We start from the raw sequence: 19,871 nt of genomic DNA on the forward strand, positions 1-19,871 counted from the left end.
CTCCCCGACCAGCGCCTGCGCGTCCAACAACTCCCGATCCGACCGTGAAATCCCTTGCACCACAACATCATCACACGCCACACAGGGCGCAGCCGTCAGACACGCCCAGCATTGGACGAGTTATTCAGCGCCGTCCTAGGGACGCGCGCCTATCAGGGACGCCCACGGCATACGCCGCAGCGTGCAGCGGCCGCGGCGATCGCTACACGATTTGGGCCGATTGATCCGCACGTGTCGCGATTGTGAGGCCAGCTGGCGAGTTGGCTGGCTGCCTGAGAAATGTTGCCATGTAAGGGCATTGGAGCACATCGCACCGCGGGCACTGCAGTGTGTGACGCAATCCGCTCAAGCCTGCTCGTGATTTCAAGCGGGCGCGGCTCGACCTACTCTGAGTAGCGGGCAGCTAGCAGAAGCACAACATGGTAGCGGCGCTGTAGCTGATCGATGAGAGCCTGTGCTTCTTTGATGTCTCGGCGCAGCTCGGCGGCTTCCATCCGCACCGCGCGGCCATTCCCGCCGGTGACATCTTGGCGTTCCAGCCGGGCTAAACGGGTGGTCATGGAGTGCAGTTGATCCCGCAACGCGCGGACCAACTCCACCGCCTGGGCAGCCTGGCAGTCTCGCATGAAGAGATCGTTCCACCCGACTGCCGTTCGGGGAGACGAACCGTGACACAAGCCAATAAGTCTGGCGTACCTAGCCGTGGCTCGACGAGCGCCCAGTTTCCATGCCTACGCCCGGTACTCAGGGCAGTAGTAGTCGATTGACAGATCCACGAATGTCGCCGCCTGCGCGGCCGTGTAACGCAGCTTCGGCCGTACCGCGCGGGCAACCTCGCCCAGCGTGAACCCATTGCCCAGGAAATCGCAAACCCCGTGGGCGTTGTGGACCGCAACATTACTGTCCGCGACGTCCGTGCCGTGGTTGATGAGCGCCGCAACGAACTGATTAGCGCCTGCTGGTAGCGGCCGCGGCGGCGGTGGTGGCGTCGTCGCCATCGGTGGCAACTGCTCAACAGATGCGGGGCGGATCGAATAATGGCCCGCTCGGGGCCTGGATGACATGAATATCACCACCGCGGCGGCCACGGCCGCTATCGCCAGCGCCAGCATTGCCAGGACAGCCATCGCGATGACTCCACGCCCGCCGGCACGCGGCTCGTCGAGCTCATCACCCCGCGCTATGCACGATTGGGTGACCTCGTCGCTCAACTGCTTCCAGCTCGTCGGCGGTCGCCAGTGCGTTCGCCGCTAACCGCCGCAATGCAGCCGAGTCGAACATGTCGGCAACGTCAACGTCGACTGTCGCGTGCCGACTGCGCACGATGCCGCCGAAATACTCTTGCTCTCCTAAGATTTCGAACCTGCCGCGCTTCGTGCCGTGGAATGTGCGGGTGATGTTGCGGCGGCCGCCGATGTGCCAATCATCGGCGGTGATCGCGCCAGCTGGGAGCGGGATGTCGGCAGTCATATGGTTTCCCTTCACCAGGGCAATTGTTTCTAATGTCATGGTACAGCCGTCTAGGAGCCTTGTCAGGGCACGAACACGCCCGCCTTCGGTGATCCGTGGGCGGGCCGGTTGCAATCGTTTTACTGGGTGGCCTTTTCGTGATCGTTACGTTTCAGCGCTGGCGTTGGTGATGGGGTCTTGGACCTCATCACGACCAATCGCTGGGCGACCCACCGCACGACCGCGAACGGGGTACCGCGATCGCGCATTGAAGGACTGGATGAGCTACGAGACCACGTCCAGCCAGGGGGCCGGCTCTCCCCCGGCGGCGGCAAACGCGGTAAGGGCGCGCACCAACCCCTGGTGTTCTGACGGCGGCATTCTTTCGACGATGCGAGCGATATCAGCGCGCCGGTGCGAGGTCACCTTCCGTACGACCTGACGTCCGCGTGAAGTCAACGCGGCCAGCAGCTCGCGGCGTGAGCTGGGGTGCGGTTGGCGGTCGATCAGCCCTGCGCTGACGAGTCGATCCACCATCCGACCAGCGGCCGACGGTTGCACGCCCAACAGAGCGGCCAGCGTGGCGAGGTTGACCGGACCCCGATCCGACAGGATTACCAGGACCCGGAACTGCGGAATGGTGATGGTCTCGTCGACCAGCGCGATCGAGTGAGCCGAGATGGCCACCAGCAACCGCGATGCGGTCAGCAGTGCGTCGGTGATCACGTCCACCGACTCCTCGGTCGCCGCCGCGCTTTGGGTGCCCGTCATTCCAGTGTCCGACTTCGTGTTCGGTCCTTTGCCTGCCTTGTTGAGCAGCTAAGTCAATAGGATTCTCACAGCTTCCATCCAGCAGTCTAGCAGGCATCTGCTATAGCAGGGACACTATTTCCTAGTACTACTATGGCTACAAAGGGTGATCGGGCTGCGACGACGACGTCGCAGAAGAGCCCTACCCCTCTGTAGGAGACCCGTACGAGCATCGACCTGGACAAGATACCTACGCTGGCCGGCTTCAACGCGTTCCGAACAGCAGAAAGGTATTGCGCAGAAAGCGATGTCGCGGGTGTGAATGGTTACGCGCCGCCCGGCTATGGCGGCGCCCAGGGGGGCGGCGCCGAATCTCACGGAGCTGCCCTGCCGGGCGGCCGACATTGGGGAGACGTCCCGATATGGTCGGAATCCAACGCCACGGCCCTCGAGGCGTTCGGGCGGACGCTCACCATTGCCGGCGTCGGGTTAGACGCGGTCATCACCAGCCGCGATGTCGCCCACCGAGCACCCGTCGGTCCGGCCGCCGCACAATTCGGCCGCCGCACCCTGGGAGGCATCGCCCGAGGCGCGGCCGCCGGCGCGCTGTGGGGATCATTCGTTGGACCTGAACGCAGCCTGATTGCCGGATTCCTCGGCGCAATCGCGGGCGCATTCGGCGACGACGAGGCAATGATATGGGCGTTAGGCAAATAACGTGCAGCACCTTTTTCTTGGCGTCATCATCTTGTGTTTTGTTGCGGGCCTCACGCTTGGCTTCTTCAGCCTCAGCCGTAGCACACAGCGACACCTCTACTGGGCCGGTGCGGGCCTCGCAGCCTTCGCCGGTGTCTTGATGGTTTACCCGAACCTGAAAAACGCGGTAGGGATTGCGGTCATGCTGTTCGCCACGATGACGCTCATCGCCTATTTATCCACGCCCTACATCAAGATCGGCGGGAAAATCTATGCGTTCACCATAGGTGACCGACAGCCCGACCCCGAGGACTCGCCCACCATGGACGACAGTGCGCCCCACCAGCACGACGCGCCCGCCCAGCTGGCCGACCCACTGATCGATTCCGCTCCCGACTCCGATAACGGGACGCTCAGCCACGTCACGGTCTGGTGGGCGCTCGTCGTGATCACGGGCATCGCCGCCGTCAACGTGGGCGCCTTCCTGTTCGGCGACGGCAAGGCCGCACCCGCGGCGGGAGGAGCGGGCTTTCTTGCCCTGCTGACAATCATCACCGGCTACTGCGACGCCAGCTGGGACTACCCAATAGCCCGCGGCCAACACCTCCAGCTCGCCATCGCATCACTCATCACCGCAGGAAGCTTCGCGCTGCTATACCTCATCGCCTACGGCACGGCCCGACGTTTTCCCATGCGGGGCAAACAATCCCCGGAATATCGAGCACACCCCCACCACCGAAAAACCGAACCCTGACGCCGCAGCACGGTGCCACTTCACCGTCGAGACGATCCAGCGGACCCAACAAACTGAACACCGCCGTCATTCAAGGGGTCGACTTACAATGCGGGCCAATCACATTGCAGCATTGCGATCAGCTCGACCTGCTGTCCACCCTGGCTCTGCTTTCCCGCACGCATAACACCGCAGTCGCGGTCTTTCTCGACGGGTCGACTATTACTGGCGCCACAGTAGCAGTAGGCAATACTTGCAGTAAGATATGTTATTGGAGTCGGCAGATACGGTGTGTCGGGCCGCGCTATCGGCTCGCGAGAAGGAGATTCTCAATGAAGTTGTCAAGCCGCCGCAGGAGTAGTTGCGGTGGATTGATATGGCTTGCGGTCGCGCAGCATTGCCCACAGCACGTTGAGGCGGCGGCGGGCCAGAGCGAGCACAGCTTGGGTGTGGGTTTTTCCTTCGGCGCGTTTACGGTCGTAGTAGGTGCGCGAGGCGGGGTCGGTGCGGATGGCGATTTGGGCCGACAGGTAGCAGCTGCGCAAGAGTCGGCGATCGTAGCGTCGAGGGCGTTTGAGGTTGCCGTTGATGCGTCCGGAGTCGCGGGGTACCGGTGCCAGCCCGGAGACGCCGGCGAGGCGATCTACCGAATTGAAGACGCTGAGGTCGCCGCCGGTGGCGGCGATGAACTCAGCGCCGAGGATGATGCCGAATCCGGGCATGCTCAAGATGATTTCGGCGTGGCGGTGGCGGCGAAATCGCTCCTCGATCATCGTCTCGGTGTCGCTGATTTCGATGTCGAGGGCAATCACCTCCTTAGCCAGGCGAGCCACCACGGTGGCTGCCAGGTGTTGTCCAGGCACGATGGTGTGCTGGGTGTTGGCGGCCGCAAGGGCTTTGGCCACGATGGCATCGGTATTGCGGGCCTTACGTTTGCGCAGCCAGTCCGTCAGCCGAGCAGCGCCGGCGCGGCGCAGTCCATCAGGGGTTTGGTAGCCGGTGAGAAGGATCAGCGCGGACCGACTCTTGCTGTAGTCAAAGGCGCGTTCCAGGGCGGGAAAGTACTCCAGCAGCTGGGCGCGCAGCCGATTGATCGCTCGGGTGCGATCGGCCACCAAATCGGTGCGTCGGCTGGTGAGGATGCGCAGTTCTACCGCGATGTCATCACCGGTGCGCAGCGGTTGCAGGTCGCGGCGCATCCGGGCCTGATCGGCGATGATCGCAGCGTCCTTGGCGTCGGTCTTACCCTCGCCGCGGTAGCTGCCCGACGCGTGATAGACCGTGCGGCCGGGAATGTAGAGCAGCCGCTGCTCAGCGGTCATCAGCAGGCAGATCAACAACGCGGCCCCACCACCGTTGAGGTCGATCGCCCAGGTGATCTCGCCCCCATCTGCAAGCGTGGTCACCGACGTGATCAATTCCAGCAGCGCTGTCTCATCGTTGAGGACACGTTGGGACAGAAGTCGGTTTCCGTCAGCATCGATGACCACGCAGTGATGCTCAGATTTTCCGGCGTCGACACCGGCCCACAGTTGTTGCGCCACAACCACCTCCGTCCTCGTCATAGGTGCCATCAACCCAGCAGACGACCACGCCGGCGTGTCCTTACACAGCGATCAAATCGCATCTCTCAATTAGCGGTCGAGTCATCGCGGGACCCCAGGCGGCCAATCTCCTTCGGCCATCACCGACGGCAACAAAATGAAAGCCATACCCGACGTCCCTGGGCAACTCGAAGCCTAAGGCCATCGGCCACGAACACCCTGCAAGAAAGGTAAGGACACGATGACCGTTGACAACGCGGCGGCGGCCGGGGAGTCGGTGGATGCGATCACTGACGCACTGTTGACCGCGTCGCGGTTACTGGTGGCTGTCTCGGCTCGGTCGATTGCGTTGGTCGATGAGACGATCACCATTCCGCAGTTCCGGACGTTGGTGATCTTGTCCAGTCGGGGTCGGGTCAATCTGGCCACGCTGGCCGGTTGGCTGGGTGTGGGGCCGTCCCCCACCGGTCGGATGGTCGACCGGCTCACGAGCGCCGGGCTGATCGACCGCCGTCCACACCCCGACTCCCGCCGTGAGCTGGTGGCCGAGCTGACCGCACACGGGAGTGAGGTTGTGCAGCAGGTGACCGCGCATCGGCGCCGTGAGATCGCTCGCATCGTGGATAAGATGCCGTTGCGGGAACGGCGCGGGCTGGTGCGCGCGTTGACCGCGTTTACCACCGCGGGGGACGAGCCTCACGCTTACCTCGACACCGGCTTGTAGGTCGGCTCGTGTATGCCGATATTTCGCAGCTGTCGCTGATCCATGGGTGGTTACCGGTGGCGGTGCAGGTGGTCACCGCGGTGGTGCTGGTGTGCGCGATCGGCTGGCGCTCACCGCGCTGGCGGCTGCTGTGGCTGCCGGTGATGGTGGCCGGCGGGGTGGTGCTGGCGGGGTGGGCGCACTGGTATCTCGGCTTTTTGGGGGTGGCCGGTGATCCGGCGCCGCCGCTGTTATGGGTCTGGATCGCTGCGGCCGGGCTCGCGGCGGGGGTGGTGGTGTTGGGCTGGCGCGGCACGCGGTGGTGGCGGCGCGGCACGGCGGTGGCTGCGGTGCTGTTGTGTGTGCTCTGCGTTTTGCTCGCGGTCAACGTGTGGGTTGGCTATCTGCCCACGGTGTATGCCGCCTGGAATCAGCTGACCGCCGGCCCACTGCCCGACCAGACCGATCGCGCCGCAGTGACCGCGCGGCAGCTGACGGGTGTGCGGTTGGCCAACGGGGTGGTCTTGCCAGTGCGCATCCCCGCCGATGCGTCGAAGTTCCCCCACCGCGGCGAACTGGTGTATTTGCCGCCGGCCTGGTTCGCCAGCAGACCCCCTCCCCGGTTGCCGGGCGTGATGATGATCGGCGCTGACTTCAACACCCCCGCCGACTGGCTGCGCGCCGGCCAGGCGATACGCACCGTCGACGCGTTCGCCTCCGCGCACCACGGCTACGCTCCGGTGCTGGTGTTTGTCGACGCCACCGGGGCATTCAACAACGACACCGAATGCGTCAACGGCCCCCGCGGCGACGCCGCCGACCATCTGACCCAAGATGTGGTGCCCTACATGATCTCCAACTTCTCGGTCAGCGCTGAGCGGGCCAACTGGGGCATTGTCGGCTTCTCGATGGGCGGCACCTGCGCTGTCGACCTGACGGTGATGCACCCGGATATCTTTAGCGCTTTTGTCGACATTGCGGGCGACGCTGGCCCCAATCTGGGAACCAGGTCGCACACCATTGCCACGCTGTTTGGCGGCAACGCCAACTCCTACGCCGCGTTCGACCCGACCACCGTCATCGCCCGTCACCAACGCTACAGCGGGGTATATGGCTGGTTCGACATCCCCGGCGCCCCCCACGCCCGCTCCATCACGGCGGCCGAGATCGGCGCGGTTGCGGTCGGCGCCCACGACCCCGTCGCCAATCCTGAAGGCCAAGACTTCGCCGCCAACTCGCTGTGTACGGTCGGCAGCGCACACGGCATCCGATGCGCCGTCGTTACTCAACCCGGCAGACACGACTGGCCGTTTGCGGCCCAAGCGTTCGCCGACGCCTTGCCGTGGCTGGCCGGGCGGCTGGGCACCCCGGGAGTGCCCCGGGTTCCGTTGCCAGGACTCAAGCCCGAATTGGTCTCACCCACCCGGACGGTCTCCGCAACGCCGGCTGCGCACACCCCTGATCGACAGGCGTCGCCCGATAACCAACGCACCCAGTTTCAGTCGAGTCGCTGAGCGGGCAGCCCGCCCGGCCACAAGAAGGAGGTCACCAATCATGAAGGTTGTCAAGAACATTCAGCCACCGGCCGGATTAACCCGGCTCCTGTTCCGGATGCCGATCCACCTTTATCGGCTCAGGCTCGGGTGGCTGTTCGGCAGCCGCCTGCTCCTGCTCAACCACGTCGGCCGCGTCTCCGGCAAGCCCCGACAGACCGTCCTCGAGGTTGCCGAGCACGACGGCGACACCTATGTCGTCGCCTCGGGGTGGGGACCTACTGCCGCGTGGTACCGCAACATCCTGCACACCCCCGAGGTCAGCATCCAGGTGGGGACGCGGACGATACCCGTGACGGCCATACCGCTGGACAAGGAGGAGGGAGCACAAGTCTTTGTCCGCTACGGGTCACGGCATCGCACTGTGGCCAAGTACGTGCTGCCCCGCGTACTGGGATTCTCCGTCGACGGATCAGACGCAGACTTCCGCGCCGTCGCACAACAGTTGCCCTTCGTCCGGTTCGTCCCCCGGGCCGAAGTTTAAGGTCCCACCGCTATGCCGCCGGGTATGCCGCCGGGACCGTTGCGACGACTTCAGCGATCAGGTCGCGGCAATAGCCATGGCCTCGAACCGCTTTCGCGCACCCGGGACTGGTTGCTGCCAGCACCACGCAAGTCTCCTCGGCTCGCCTGGTTCTGCACGCACGACAGAAGCTGACTCGCGGTAAGCCGAAGCCGAAGGAGATAGCGGTGCAGACGAATGACGAATTGGCGAGCATGCCGCTGCCGCAGGCGTTGACTGAGCTGGACAGCTCGGCACAGGGATTGACGTCGGCACAGGCGCGATCGCGGCTAGAGCGCTACGGGCCCAACGAGATCGCCGAGCAGCATCACAACCCGATACTGGTCTTTCTAGGCTACTTCTGGGCGCCGATCCCGTGGATGATCGAGGTCGCACTGCTGCTGTCCCTGGCTGCCCGGCATTGGACCGACGCGCTGATCATCGGGGTGCTGTTGGCGATGAACGGACTGGTCGCCTACGCTGAGGAACACCAGGCGGCCAACGCGATTGCCGCGCTCAAGCAACGGCTGGCGTCCTCGGCGCGGGTGTTGCGCGACGGCGCGTGGGTAACGGTGGCGGTGCGCGAGCTGGTGCCCGGCGATGTGGTACGGGTGCGGCTCGGTGATGTGGCGCCGGCCGATCTGCGGGTGCTCGACGACGTCACGCTGGAAGTGGATCAGTCGGCGATGACCGGCGAATCGCTCGCGGTCAGCCGCGGACAGGGCGAGAGTTTGTATTCGGGGTCGGTGCTGGTGCGCGGGGAGGCTGACGCGCTGGTGTGTGCCACCGGGGCATCGTCCTATATGGGCAAGACCACCGCGCTGGTGGAGACCGCGGGCACCGTGAGCCACTTTCAGCGCGCCGTGCTGCGCATCGCCAACTACCTGATCGTCATCGCGGTCGCCTTGGTGACGTTGACGGTCGTGGTCTCGCTGGTCCGGGGCAACCCCGTGCTGCAGACCCTCGAGTTCGCACTGGTGGTCACGATCGCCTCGATCCCGGTGGCGCTGCCCGCGGTCTTGTCGGTGACCATGGCCATCGGTGCACGCCAGCTAGCGCGTCAGCAGGCCGTGGTCAGCCACCTGCCCGCGGTCGAGGAACTCGGCGGCATCGATCTATTGTGCTCGGACAAGACGGGCACTCTGACCCAGAACCGCCTGGCAGTCGCCGCCCGCTGGGCCGTCCACGGTATCTCCGATGACGAGCTGCTGATGGTTGCCGCGTTGGCCTCGCGCGCCGAAGACAACGACCTCATCGATCTAGCGGTGCTGGCCGCCGCAGGTCAACAACCCGCGGCGTCGGTGGACCAGTTCATCCCTTTCGACCCTGTCAGCAAACGCACCGAAGCGCTGGTGCGCGACTCGGACGGTCAGACGTTTCGGGTCAGCAAGGGCGCACCCCAGGTCATCGCCGCCCTGTGTGACGGTGATGGCGCCACCACCCAGGTCGTTGACGTGGTCGACCGCTTCGCTATCCACGGGTACCGATCCCTCGGTGTGGCCAGGACGGACGGCGACGGTGCCTGGCGGCTGATGGGCGTGCTGGGGTTGGCCGACCCGCCGCGCGAGGACTCCGCGGCTACCATCAGCGCGGCCAAGGAACTCGGCATCGAGGTCAAGATGGTCACCGGTGACCAGGTCGCCATCGGCCGCGAGATCGCCCGTCAGGTCGGCCTGGGTGAGCAGATCCTGGATGCCGCCACCCTTGACATCGCGGCTGGCGACGACGATTTGGGCGCCCGGGTGGAAGCCACCGACGGTTTCGCGCAAGTCTTTCCCGAACACAAATACCGCATCGTGAAGCTGTTGCAGGCCCGCGGGCACATCGTCGGCATGACCGGTGACGGCGTCAACGACGCTCCCGCGCTCAAACAGGCTGACGCCGGCATCGCGGTGGCCGGAGCCACTGATGCGGCCCGGGCCGCGGCCGACGTCGTCCTGCTGGCACCGGGATTGTCGGTCATCGTGGCCGCGATCGGGCAGGCCCGCGAAATCTTTGCCCGCCTGACCAGTTATGCCACCTACCGCATCGCCGAAACCATCCGGGTGCTGCTGCTGATCACCCTGGCGATCGTGTTCATGAATTTCTTCCCGGTCACTGCCGTGATGATCGTGTTTCTGGCGCTGCTCAACGACGGCGCGATCTTGTCGATCGCATACGACCACGTACGTGGCTCACCCAAGCCCGTCAAGTGGGACATGCGCGTGGTGCTGACCATCGCCACCGTGCTGGGGGTAATTGGTGTCGTTGCGACCTTCGTGCTTTTCTTCCTCGCCGACAAGGTCTTTGGTCTCAGCCACGACATGATCCGCACGCTGATCTACCTCAAGTTGTCGGTGGCCGGTCAGCTGACCATCTTCCTCACCCGCACCCGCGGCCCCTTCTGGTCACGGCCCGCACCCGCGCCACTGCTGCTGGGCGCCGTCATCACAGCGCAAACGATCGCCACCCTAATCTCCGTCTACGGGGTGGCGATGACCCCGCTGGGATGGCGGTGGGCAGGCCTCGTGTGGGCCTACGCGGTGGTGTGGTTCCTATTCAATGACCGGATCAAACTCGCTGCCTACTATTGGCTCGACCACCGCCGATCCCGTGAACCTGCGAAACCCGATTACCAGGTGAATTAGTGGACGGCAAGTCGGTGAATCGTGACGGCGGCGGGCTTTCGCCGCACATCGCGGCGCATGTCTATGACAGGATCGGCCGGTTCCAAGACACCCAAAACGCATTTGAACGACCCGCGCTTGACCGGCTCATCGCCACCGGCCGTTTTGAGACCGCGACTTCGGTCTTCGAGTTAGGCCCCGGGACCGGCAGCTTGGCCCAGCGCCTGCTCAGCGACCACCTTGCGCCAACGTGCACCTACCTTGGTGTGGATGTCAGCACGCGGATGGTCGAGCTCGCCCGTCGACGCCTCACCGCCTTCGCCGATCGGGCTACGGTCCTTCACACCGACGGCACGCTGCCGCTGCCGGCGGCTGACCGCTCGGCCGACAGGTTCATCGCTGCCTACGTCTTTGATCTTCTTCAACACGACTACGCCGCACAGGTCATCGATGAGGCCCACCGTGTTCTCATCCCCGGCGGCCTGGCCTGTCTGACCAGCCTCACACATGGACAGTCGACTCTGGCACGACTGATATCGCGCGGCTGGCACGGAATTTCGCGAGTCGCCCCTCGACTCGTGGGCGGATGCCGGCCCATAGACCTGCGACGCCTCTTCGATTCGGACAGCTGGAATGTTGATGAGAACGTCGTCATCGAGTCCTGGGGCGTTCCCTGCCAGCTCCTTATCGCCACCGCCCGCAAGTGACAGCCCGTCCTCTGTGAGAGTCATGCGGCGACTTGGGCGGCTTCATCCTTGATCTTGGGGATTACCTGCGGGGCGTAGACATAAATCGCGGACTCCACCTCCCACTCAGCCTGTTTCGAGTTCATCGGCGTCGTGTCGGTCACCATTTTCACGAGGTTTTTGGCGGTTCTGTACGGATCGGCTGATGTGCGGACCTGATCGGCGAACCACCGCCCCTCGGCGATCATATTGCAATCGTCGAAATCGGCCGTGTGAACCATGCTGTTCATAGCCAGCAGGTGGACGTATTGATCATCTGCGTTGCTCATAGTGCAGGCTGCCGACGCCGGCGGTGCTGACAGGACGGCATGACCGAACATCGCGCCTCCCAGTGCGATGCCGCCAGCCAACGCCGATAAGACCCGCCTGTGTGACCGCGTACGTGCAACTGTCATCTCCAAACCCCGTCCGCGTGGGAAAGTTCCTGCTTTCGAAGGCGCGCCAAACAATGGGTAGCCCCAAACACCAAGTGCCTCAAACAATGACTACTCCGAACAACGAGCAACCACTGAGTGGGGCAAACCACAGTGCGGAAAGCCATTCGAGCCACGGCTAATCATTCCGGTGACTGCACGTTCTTCACGATCCCCTCATTTCCGCGCCGGATGGCACGTCGTTGAAGGCCACCGCAATCTGACGTAAGGCAATCGACGATATTGCGGGCACCCATCAGATACTACAGCAACTATTGCCTAACGCAATAATTATCGTCAGCGTGATCGCAATCTTGGACTAGGAGGATGGGGCGCCGCAGGCTGGTTACTGCCGGCCTGGGATGCCTCGCAGATCCGTCAAACCGTCCTGGATTCCACGATTTATCTGCTCGGTGACAGCAGGACCGCCCTTCGGTAGCATCTGCGGGCAACTGCAGCTAAGGACACTGAACGCGCTAGGGTCAGCGCAGGCTGGCGCTGATACCCCCACCGCAGCCGCAACCGTGATGGCGGCGCTGGCCACCAGTTTGGTGATCACCGGTCACTCTCCAACACTGTTGCTATGTCGACCCCTACGCGCGGCCGGCCGCGGATGCATTCCAACTCGACCTCCTCAACGTGGGAGCGCCAGCGTCCAAGGGCATCGCTGAGAAAGCCGTTGAACTCAATGTCCGCCGCTCCATGCGTCGGCAAATCGTCTCGCGGCGGCGATCGGGTGAACCGGTCGCCGGGGTCGCAGCCGATACGGGAAATCTGCCAGGCCGCACTATTTCGGTGAAAACGCCAGGCATAGCTCTCGTTTGGTGCTTCAGCCGAGGTTCGGGCGACATCGCGTCGAGGCTTCCTGTGGGTTCGGCACTGGACGAGTCGTTGCCGGTGAATTCGACCGATTGGACTCGCGTATTGCTGCGGTTTGACGGCGCTATTCGGTGACGACGTCGTGGAGTCGTGGCCGAAGGCCGCGATCAACGAGCTCTATGCCGGGACATCTTTGGAGATGACAAGCTCGCCGAGGCTCACCAGGGCAGCGCCCACTCCACCGATGTAGGCCTTGGCCATGTCGTGGGCGGACACGTCAGCGGCTTCCCGTAGCGAGGTCAGCCATGCGACGGCGTCATTGCGGTCGTCGTTGTCGTACACCTGTACTGGGAATGGCATCCAGGTACCGATGGCGCGGGTTGGTGCCCGAATCGGGCCAATGCCACTCACGACAGCGCAGCCATCGAGCAATCGCAAGTAGCCCAACCCAAGTCGCGTGTCTGCCCACAGGGCACCGGCCGTGATGCGCTGGAAGCCCGGGCCGAACTGGTAGAGCAGCTGCATCCGACTTCCTGTTCGTCGCGCTTGATCGACCAGCGGTGCAAAGACCCGCTGGTAATCTGCTGCCGTCACCGTCCCGACGGCCTCCAGCGCCTGAATGCCGGGTGGCATGCCCGTAAGTTTCTTCGCCACAACGGCCCCCGTTCCAGCGTCGACGGGGAGATCGACGCGCTGCGCCGGTTACCCGAGCATCGAGCCTTCGCTTCCTAGTGCAACTATTGCATAGTGCTATAGTAACCCCGACTCCATCCGCTGGAGAGGTGCGTGCATAAAGGTCGCCATTGTCGGTGCTGGCATCGCCGGCCCAACGCTTGCGTACTGGCTGTGGCGCTACGGCCACGAGCCGACACTGATCGAAAAGGCGCCGCGGCTCCGCACAGGTGGCTATGTCGTGGACTTTTGGGGCGGCGGGTATGCCGTCGCCGAACGGATGGGACTTACCGCAGAATTGCACGCCACCGGGTACGTGATACAGGAGCTGCGACTGGTGGACCAGAATTCGCAACGGGTGGGGGGCTTTTCGGCTGAGGTGTTTCGGCGGAACCTCGACGGCCGGTTGGTCACTGTGGCCCGTGGCGATCTGGCGACCATGATCTACCGTTCCATCGACGACCATGTCGAAACCCTGTTCGGTGAAAGCGTTTCGGCGATCACGCAACATGACTCGGGCGTGCGGGTCACATTCGAGCGCGGCCGGTCACGACAATTCGACCTGCTCGTCGGTGCAGGGGGCATCCATTCGCCGGTGCGGGATTTGGTGTTCGGCCCGGAATCTCAATTTGAGACCGATCTCGGCTACCGAGTCGCGGCATTCGAAGCCGAGGGCTATCAGCCGCGTGATGAACTCGTCTACCTCGCCTACACCACCCCCGGGCGCATGATCGCACGATTCGCGATGCGCGGCAGAAAGACGCTGTTTCTTTTTGTTTTCACCACCGAGCACATGAGCGGGCCCGATCCCCACAACGTGTCGCGGGCCAAGACCACCCTGCATCAAGTCTTCGACAACGCCGGCTGGGAATGCCCGGAGATCCTGCGAAAACTCGACGGGACCTCCGATGTGTACTTCGACCGCGCGAGTCAAATCGTCATGGACCACTGGTCGCACGGGCGAGTAGCGCTCATCGGTGACGCCGCAGCTGCGGTCTCTTTGCTGGCGGGTGAGGGCGCGGGTCTGGCGATGGTACAGGCCTACATACTGGCGGGCGAACTCAATCGCGCAGGAGCCAACTACCAGGACGCGTTTCACCGCTATGAACGCCAGCTGCGTCCGATCGTTGAGGCCAGGCAGCGGTCAGCCCGCGGATTCGCCACAATGTTCGCGCCAAAGACCGTGCTCGGCCTGTGGACCCGCAACCAGGCCTCCAAACTGCTCAACATTCCGCAGCTGGCCGACTGGGTCATCCGGCGCGAATTCCGCGACGACATCGCGTTGCCCGAGTATGTCGCGTAGTCCACTGCGACCGCCGCCGCTAAATGGCGGCCCAGATCTCGGCGCCTAGCACAGGTTTCAACCGGTCGATGGTCTCGGACGTCAATTTTGTCTTCGGAGCTTACAGTCTGCTGTGAATGCGGCAATAACCTGCTGTAAATGCGGCAATTGCGCTCGTTGCATGCGCCTAGGTCCGGGATGATCCAACCCGGACGGTGCTGATGGCTTGTAACCCCGGGGTTGGCCACGCGCCAACAGGTGGGAGTGACGCATGCCAACTCGTGTATTCCCGGGGTATCGGGACCCCTGGTCGTGACTGCCGTGGCCGCACCGCATTCCGGGGCACCGGCAGGGGCCCAGGCAGGCGATTGCACCCGGTCGACGATCCCTCGTTGCGCAGATCGCCGGGGCGGCAAAGATCATCGCGACAGGCGCGATGAGTATCACGCTGGTGCGGTCGCGGGTCGGCTTGGGGTTAATCGTTGCGGCGGCCCGGCAATTCGGCGTCCACATTTGCAGCGCGGATTTCATGGTGATCGCGGGGAACAGGAGCATACGGCCGTGACGACTGTCACCCGATAGTCCGTTCCGCGCCCGGTATTTCCCTCATCTCATGGAGTTGATCAATGCTGCACGAATCCTTTGGCAGAAGTTCAGTACAACGCTCTCACGCGGCCGTTGAGAGGGGCTCGGCCACGCGGGAGAACCTAACCGTTCCGACCGAAAAGCCCCGCAATGGCCTGGCCGGTCTCAGGTACTGGCGCTATGACATTCGCTCGGGTTTCGCGGTGGCGATGATCTCGGTGCCGTTCTCGATGGGGATCGCGATCACCTCGGGTGCGCCGCCGATCTGCGGGATCACGTCGGCGATCATCGCCGGTTTTGTCCTACCGTTTTTGGGCGGCTCGTATGTGACCATCAGCGGCCCGGCCGCGGGACTGGCGCCGGCCCTATTCGCCGGCATGGTCACACTGGGAGCCATCCGCCTGGGCGGAGGCGCCTCGAAGTCCGAGTTGCTCGCAGTGGGATACCCCCTAGTTCTGGTCGCCATCGCCATCGCGGGCGTGTTGCAAGTGATCCTTGCCAAGTTGAAAGTGGCCCGCCTCAGCGCCATCTTCCCGGCCGCGGCCATCCAGGGCATGCTGGCCGCGATCGGCCTGATGATCATCGCCAAGCAGATCCCTCTGTTTATGGGCGTGAAGTTCGAAGCCCACGAATTCTGGGCGATCCTCGGCGAAGCGCCCCACCATATCCAGTCGATGCACCCCCAGGTGTTCGCCCTGGGGGTCGGGTGCCTGGCGGCGCTGTTCGTGCTGTCAGTCCTGCCCGGGCGAATGCTGAAGGTCCTGCCGCCTCCGGTCTGGGTGTTCTTCGCCGGCACGCTCGTCAGCACATTCATCCTGAAGCTGGACAAGCACTACCTGATCAATGTGCCCGGCTCGCTCCTGCACGGGGTTGTCTTCCCCCATTTCGGTGACGTGTTCGCCCATGCCGCACTGTGGATTCCACTCGCCTACCTGGTCGTCACCCTGGTCTTGATCGACGCGACCGAGTCCCTGGCGACGATCGCGGCCGCGGACAAAATTGACCCCTTTCGCCGTCGGTCGAACCCGGACCGGACCTTGCTGGCCATGGGCGTTTCCAACGTCGCATCGAGCGTGCTCGGTGGCTTGACCATCATCCCCGGCATGGTCAAGACCACGGCGAATGTCCTGGGAGGCGGCCGGACCCAGTGGGCCAACTTCTATAACGCCTGCTTCCTGCTGACGTTCCTGCTGCTGGGTCGCGACCTGATCGACATGGTCCCGCTGACGGTTCTGGCCGCCATCCTGGTCTTCATCGGCTACAAGTTGTGTAAGCCCGCGCTGTGGTTCAGGGTCGCGCGGGTCGGCACGGAGCAGTTCGTCATCTTCTCTGTCACATTGTTCGTAACGTTGACGACGGATCTGCTCATCGGCATCGCCGCTGGCATCGTCTTGGAGTTGCTCTTGAACCTGTGGTTGGTGGGTCTTTGGCACACCCTGCGCAACGGCACGGAATCCGCCAAGCCGAGTGTTGCCGTCCGCTTTCTCAGTCTCTTCCGCAATCCGGTCTCTGAACGGGAATTCGATGACGGCACCTATCACCTGTACTTGGATGGTCCCCTGGTGTGTTTCAACCTGTTCCACGTGATTCGGGAGCTGGGGCAGCTTCCGCACGACACCCAGGCAGTGCATCTGCATTTGAGCTCGCGTGTGCCTCTCGTCGATCACACGACGGGTGAGTCCCTCCGTTATTTCCTGGAGGAGTTCAGCGGCCAAGACCAGAGTCCGACGTTGGTGATCGAGGGATGGGACCACATGCGGCCCTTGTCCAAGGATGAGACGAGCACGCGGATCGCCTTGGCCAGCCTTGAGGAGCTAGGGGGCCCTCAACCAACGGATTGACGGTCGGGACTGGTTGGAAACCTCGGAGCGCCCCGTGAGCGTTGGTGGTCAGGGAACGCTGGGGACGTGATCGTTGTGGATGACGACCCCCCGCAGAACGTCTGTATCGGGTCTGACCTGGAGTCAGAAGTGACCCTAATCGGATTGACGTCGGTCCAAGCGCAGGCGTTGCTGGCCGAGCGCGGTCCGAACACGGTGCCCGAGCAACGGCCAAGCGTGCTCTCCCGGGTGGTGGGTGGGCTGTGGGCTCCGGTGCCGTGGATGCTCGAGGCCACGATCATTTTGGAGCTGGTGTTGGGCAAGTGGCTGGACGCCGCGATAGTGGGTGTGGTGCTGGTGTTCAACGCTGGTCTGGGGTTCGTGCAGCAACAGCGGGCCGCGGCGGCGCTGGCATTGCTGCGCCACCGGCTGGCGGTCAACGCTCGCGTCTGTCGCGACGGCGCCTGGCAGCAGTTACCGGCGGCTGAGCTCGTCGACGGCGACTGGGTGCGCGTGCGCGTCGGCGATTTAGCGCCCGCCGATGTTCGGGTCGATATGGGCGATGTGCTCGTCGATCAGTCGAGTTTGACCGGTGAATCGGTGCCGGTGGAGCGCGGCCGCGGTGACACGGTGTACGCGGGGTCGATCATCGCGCGCGGCGAGGCGACCGGAACAGTGACCGCGACCGGGGCCCGTACCTATTTCGGGCGCACCGCGGAGCTGGTTCGCAGCGCCGAGGCCGCCGATCACCTGGCCGCAGTGGTGTTGCGCATGGTGCGGGTGTTCATCGTGGTCGACGTGCTGCTCGCGATCGCCGGCACGGTCTATCTGGCGGCCGGTGGTGCGACCGCCGAGGACATTGTGGCGTTTGCGGTGGTGCTGCTGTTGGCCTCGGTACCGGTAGCCCTGCCAGCGGCGTTCGCGCTGGCTGGCGCGCTGGGTGCGCGGTGTCTGGCCGGGCAGGGAATCTTGACCGCGCGGTTGGCCAGCGTGGCCGATGCTGCCGAGATGGATCTGCTGTGTGTGGACAAGACCGCCACGATCACCGCCAATCGGCTCGCCGTCGCTGCCGTGTCGGCCCAGCCCGGCGCCTCCGAGCACGATGTGCTGCGTATGGCCGCGGGTGCCTCCGATGAGGCCACCCAGGATCCCATCGATTTGGCGATTCTGCGCGCGGCCGCCGAGCGGGGCATCTCACATGATGCCCGCATCGGGTTTGTGCCCTTCGACCCGGGCACGAAACGCTGCGAAGCCACCCTGCGGACGGGTTCGCGGACGGTGCGGGTCGCCAAGGGCGCACCCCAGGTGATTGCCGAACTCGCTGGCCAACCAGTGGATCGGGATGTCGAACGGCTGGCGGCTGGCGGGGCCCGGGTCCTGGCGGTCGCGGCCACCGACGATACGAATTCCTGGCATCAGCTCGGCTTGGTCGCTTTGGCCGACCCGCCACGTCCCGACGCGGGGGCCTTGATTCACCAGCTCGGCGAGCTAGGGATCACGGTCGTTATGGTCAGCGGCGACAATGCGGCCACGGCTGCGGCTGTCGCCACTCAGGTCGGCATTACCGGGCCGACGGTGCGGGCCGACGCGCTGCGTGCTGCTAACACTGATGCGCTCGGCGCGGGGGTGATCGCCGAGGTGCTTCCCGAGGACAAATACCGACTCGTCAAACGACTGCAGGACGCGGGTCACACGGTGGGCATGACCGGCGACGGGGTCAACGACGCGCCGGCCCTGCGCCAAGCCGATGTCGGCATCGCGGTGGCCGGCGCCACCGATGTCGCCAAATCGGCGGCTGGGATCGTGCTCACCCTCGAGGGCCTCACCGACATCGTGGGCCTAGTGAAGGAAAGCCGTCGCATCCACCAGCGCTCGCTGACCTATGCGCTCAACGTCAGCGTCAAGAAGCTGGAGGTTCCGCTTGTTCTGACCTTCGGCGTGTTCGCCTGGCAGCAGTTCGTGTTCACCCCGCTGCTGATGGCGCTGCTGCTTTTGGGCAACGACGTCGTGAGCATGGCCATCACCACCGACCGCGCTGACTACGCCCGCCGGCCGGATCGCTGGAATGTCCGCCACATCATCGTCGGCGCAGCCGTGATCGCCGCCCCGCTGCTGGTCGCCTCGGTCGGATTATTGTGGTGCACCCGTGACCTCTGGCCACACCTAGACCTCAATCAGCTACGCAGCCTGATCTTCTTCACGCTCATCGCCAGCAGCCAAGCCACGATCTACCTCGTCCGTGCCCGCGAGCACGCCTGGACCAGCCGCCCCAGCACCTGGCTGCTAGTCGCCACCGGCGCCAACCTCGCCGTCGCGCTGACCCTGGCGCTGACCGGCACGCTAATGTCACCCCTACCCCAGGTCGTAGCCGCGATCGCGATCGGCGCGCTTTTCGTGGCAGCGGTAACTGCCGACTACCTCAAGATCCCAACCTTCAAAGCCCTTGGGCTACACCGCCTCTGGCGTCAAATCCCACCACACGTGCCGACGTAGCGGACAGAGGCGATGAACAATTGGCCCGTATCGAGTCCGTCCCGAACCGGCTTGCCCACCCGTGCGCCATAGCTGGCTGGCCCGCATCCCCGTGACCACCGACGAACAACGAAGCGCGTACGACCCTATCTACGACGTCGTCCGCCAAGGCCAACACGACCATATGCTCATCGGCCGCCGCGCGGTCCAGCACAGCCAGCCTTCTGTCGTGGGAGCAGTGCGCTTCGCGAGAGGAGGAACAATGGGAACGACTGCGCTGATCGCGCTCATCAGAAGTCCCCAGGTGTGCTCGCCGAAAATCCTCACCTGTGAGCAGCAGTAAGTGTAGTGGTTCACTTTTGCGGACGCGTTGCAGAAGGGCGCGACTAGGAGGGCGCTGAATAATCGGCGCGCCTCCCCGGAATATCGCTCTGAACTGGGAAAATAGGCCCATGCAGGGTGTGGAGCGGGCGGATCGGGAACTGCTGGACGCAGAGGCATTGGTCGGTCATCTGGTACCTGAGGG

At 64.1% G+C, this 19,871-nt stretch carries 16 protein-coding genes; 9 read left to right on the plus strand and 7 right to left on the minus strand.

Going from position 1 to position 19,871, the window contains the following annotated elements; translation table 11 throughout:
* Positions 1-383: 383 nt before the first annotated feature.
* The 4 genes from VMD50_RS07170 to VMD50_RS07185 all read right to left on the minus strand — a co-directional run bounded on the left by VMD50_RS07170 (position 384) and on the right by VMD50_RS07185 (position 2,220).
* Positions 384-626, minus strand: a complete 243-nt coding sequence (locus VMD50_RS07170) for a hypothetical protein (protein WP_325426257.1) — start codon at positions 624-626, stop codon at positions 384-386.
* Between the two features lie 105 nt (positions 627-731).
* Positions 732-1,211, minus strand: a complete 480-nt coding sequence (locus VMD50_RS07175; protein ID WP_325426259.1) for a DUF732 domain-containing protein — start codon at positions 1,209-1,211, stop codon at positions 732-734.
* A complete protein-coding gene (locus VMD50_RS07180; protein WP_325426261.1) occupies positions 1,171-1,470 on the minus strand; it encodes a hypothetical protein in 300 nt (99 codons plus the stop codon). Before VMD50_RS07180 ends, VMD50_RS07175 begins: the two co-directional genes overlap by 41 nt.
* Before the next feature lie 264 nt (positions 1,471-1,734).
* Positions 1,735-2,220: a MarR family winged helix-turn-helix transcriptional regulator gene (locus tag VMD50_RS07185; RefSeq protein WP_325426263.1), complete on the minus strand. Its 486-nt coding sequence runs from the start codon at positions 2,218-2,220 to the stop codon at positions 1,735-1,737.
* A gap of 697 nt (positions 2,221-2,917) precedes the next feature.
* Between VMD50_RS07185 and VMD50_RS07190 the strand changes: the two genes are divergently transcribed.
* The gene (locus tag VMD50_RS07190) at positions 2,918-3,649 is read left to right on the plus strand and encodes a hypothetical protein (RefSeq protein ID WP_325426265.1); all 732 of its coding nucleotides are present in this window, start codon (positions 2,918-2,920) and stop codon (positions 3,647-3,649) included.
* 320 nt (positions 3,650-3,969) lie between these two features.
* Here the strand turns inward: VMD50_RS07190 and VMD50_RS07195 are convergent, their stop codons facing one another.
* Positions 3,970-5,193 carry an IS110 family RNA-guided transposase gene (locus VMD50_RS07195; protein ID WP_414686019.1) on the minus strand — a complete coding sequence of 408 codons (1,224 nt, stop codon included), beginning with the start codon at positions 5,191-5,193 and terminating at the stop codon, positions 3,970-3,972.
* Between the two features lie 220 nt (positions 5,194-5,413).
* Between VMD50_RS07195 and VMD50_RS07200 the strand changes: the two genes are divergently transcribed.
* The 5 genes from VMD50_RS07200 (at position 5,414) to VMD50_RS07220 (ending at position 11,243) form a co-directional block, all read left to right on the plus strand.
* Positions 5,414-5,896: a MarR family winged helix-turn-helix transcriptional regulator gene (locus VMD50_RS07200; protein ID WP_325426269.1), complete on the plus strand. Its 483-nt coding sequence runs from the start codon at positions 5,414-5,416 to the stop codon at positions 5,894-5,896.
* An 8-nt stretch (positions 5,897-5,904) separates the two neighbouring features.
* On the plus strand, positions 5,905-7,389 hold the full coding sequence (locus VMD50_RS07205) for an alpha/beta hydrolase (protein WP_325426271.1): 1,485 nt from the start codon (positions 5,905-5,907) through the stop codon (positions 7,387-7,389).
* Between the two features lie 40 nt (positions 7,390-7,429).
* On the plus strand, positions 7,430-7,912 hold the full coding sequence (locus VMD50_RS07210; RefSeq protein ID WP_325426273.1) for a nitroreductase family deazaflavin-dependent oxidoreductase: 483 nt from the start codon (positions 7,430-7,432) through the stop codon (positions 7,910-7,912).
* Positions 7,913-8,145: 233 nt separating this feature from the next.
* Positions 8,146-10,557 carry a plasma-membrane proton-efflux P-type ATPase gene (locus tag VMD50_RS07215; protein ID WP_325426285.1) on the plus strand — a complete coding sequence of 804 codons (2,412 nt, stop codon included), beginning with the start codon at positions 8,146-8,148 and terminating at the stop codon, positions 10,555-10,557.
* Positions 10,557-11,243, plus strand: coding sequence for a class I SAM-dependent methyltransferase (locus VMD50_RS07220; RefSeq protein WP_325426275.1), 687 nt, complete (start codon positions 10,557-10,559; stop codon positions 11,241-11,243). Before VMD50_RS07215 ends, VMD50_RS07220 begins: the two co-directional genes overlap by 1 nt.
* Before the next feature lie 20 nt (positions 11,244-11,263).
* Here the strand turns inward: VMD50_RS07220 and VMD50_RS07225 are convergent, their stop codons facing one another.
* Together VMD50_RS07225 and VMD50_RS07230 are read right to left on the minus strand one after the other, a co-directional pair.
* The gene (locus VMD50_RS07225) at positions 11,264-11,677 is read right to left on the minus strand and encodes a hypothetical protein (protein ID WP_325426277.1); all 414 of its coding nucleotides are present in this window, start codon (positions 11,675-11,677) and stop codon (positions 11,264-11,266) included.
* Positions 11,678-12,691: 1,014 nt separating this feature from the next.
* The gene (locus tag VMD50_RS07230) at positions 12,692-13,147 is read right to left on the minus strand and encodes a SpoIIAA family protein (protein ID WP_325426279.1); all 456 of its coding nucleotides are present in this window, start codon (positions 13,145-13,147) and stop codon (positions 12,692-12,694) included.
* Positions 13,148-13,304: 157 nt separating this feature from the next.
* Here VMD50_RS07230 and VMD50_RS07235 point away from each other — a divergent pair, with 157 nt between their 5' ends.
* From VMD50_RS07235 to VMD50_RS07245, 3 genes are all read left to right on the plus strand, one after another.
* Entirely contained in the window at positions 13,305-14,489 is a 1,185-nt protein-coding gene (locus VMD50_RS07235) for an FAD-binding domain (RefSeq protein ID WP_414686020.1), read from the plus strand.
* 605 nt (positions 14,490-15,094) lie between these two features.
* Entirely contained in the window at positions 15,095-16,894 is a 1,800-nt protein-coding gene (locus tag VMD50_RS07240; protein WP_325426281.1) for a SulP family inorganic anion transporter, read from the plus strand.
* A 144-nt stretch (positions 16,895-17,038) separates the two neighbouring features.
* Positions 17,039-19,366, plus strand: a complete 2,328-nt coding sequence (locus VMD50_RS07245) for a plasma-membrane proton-efflux P-type ATPase (protein WP_325426283.1) — start codon at positions 17,039-17,041, stop codon at positions 19,364-19,366.
* Positions 19,367-19,871: the final 505 nt, after the last annotated feature.

The sequence above is a fragment of the Mycobacterium sp. genome (genome assembly GCF_035506235.1).
Lineage (GTDB): Bacteria > Actinomycetota > Actinomycetes > Mycobacteriales > Mycobacteriaceae > Mycobacterium.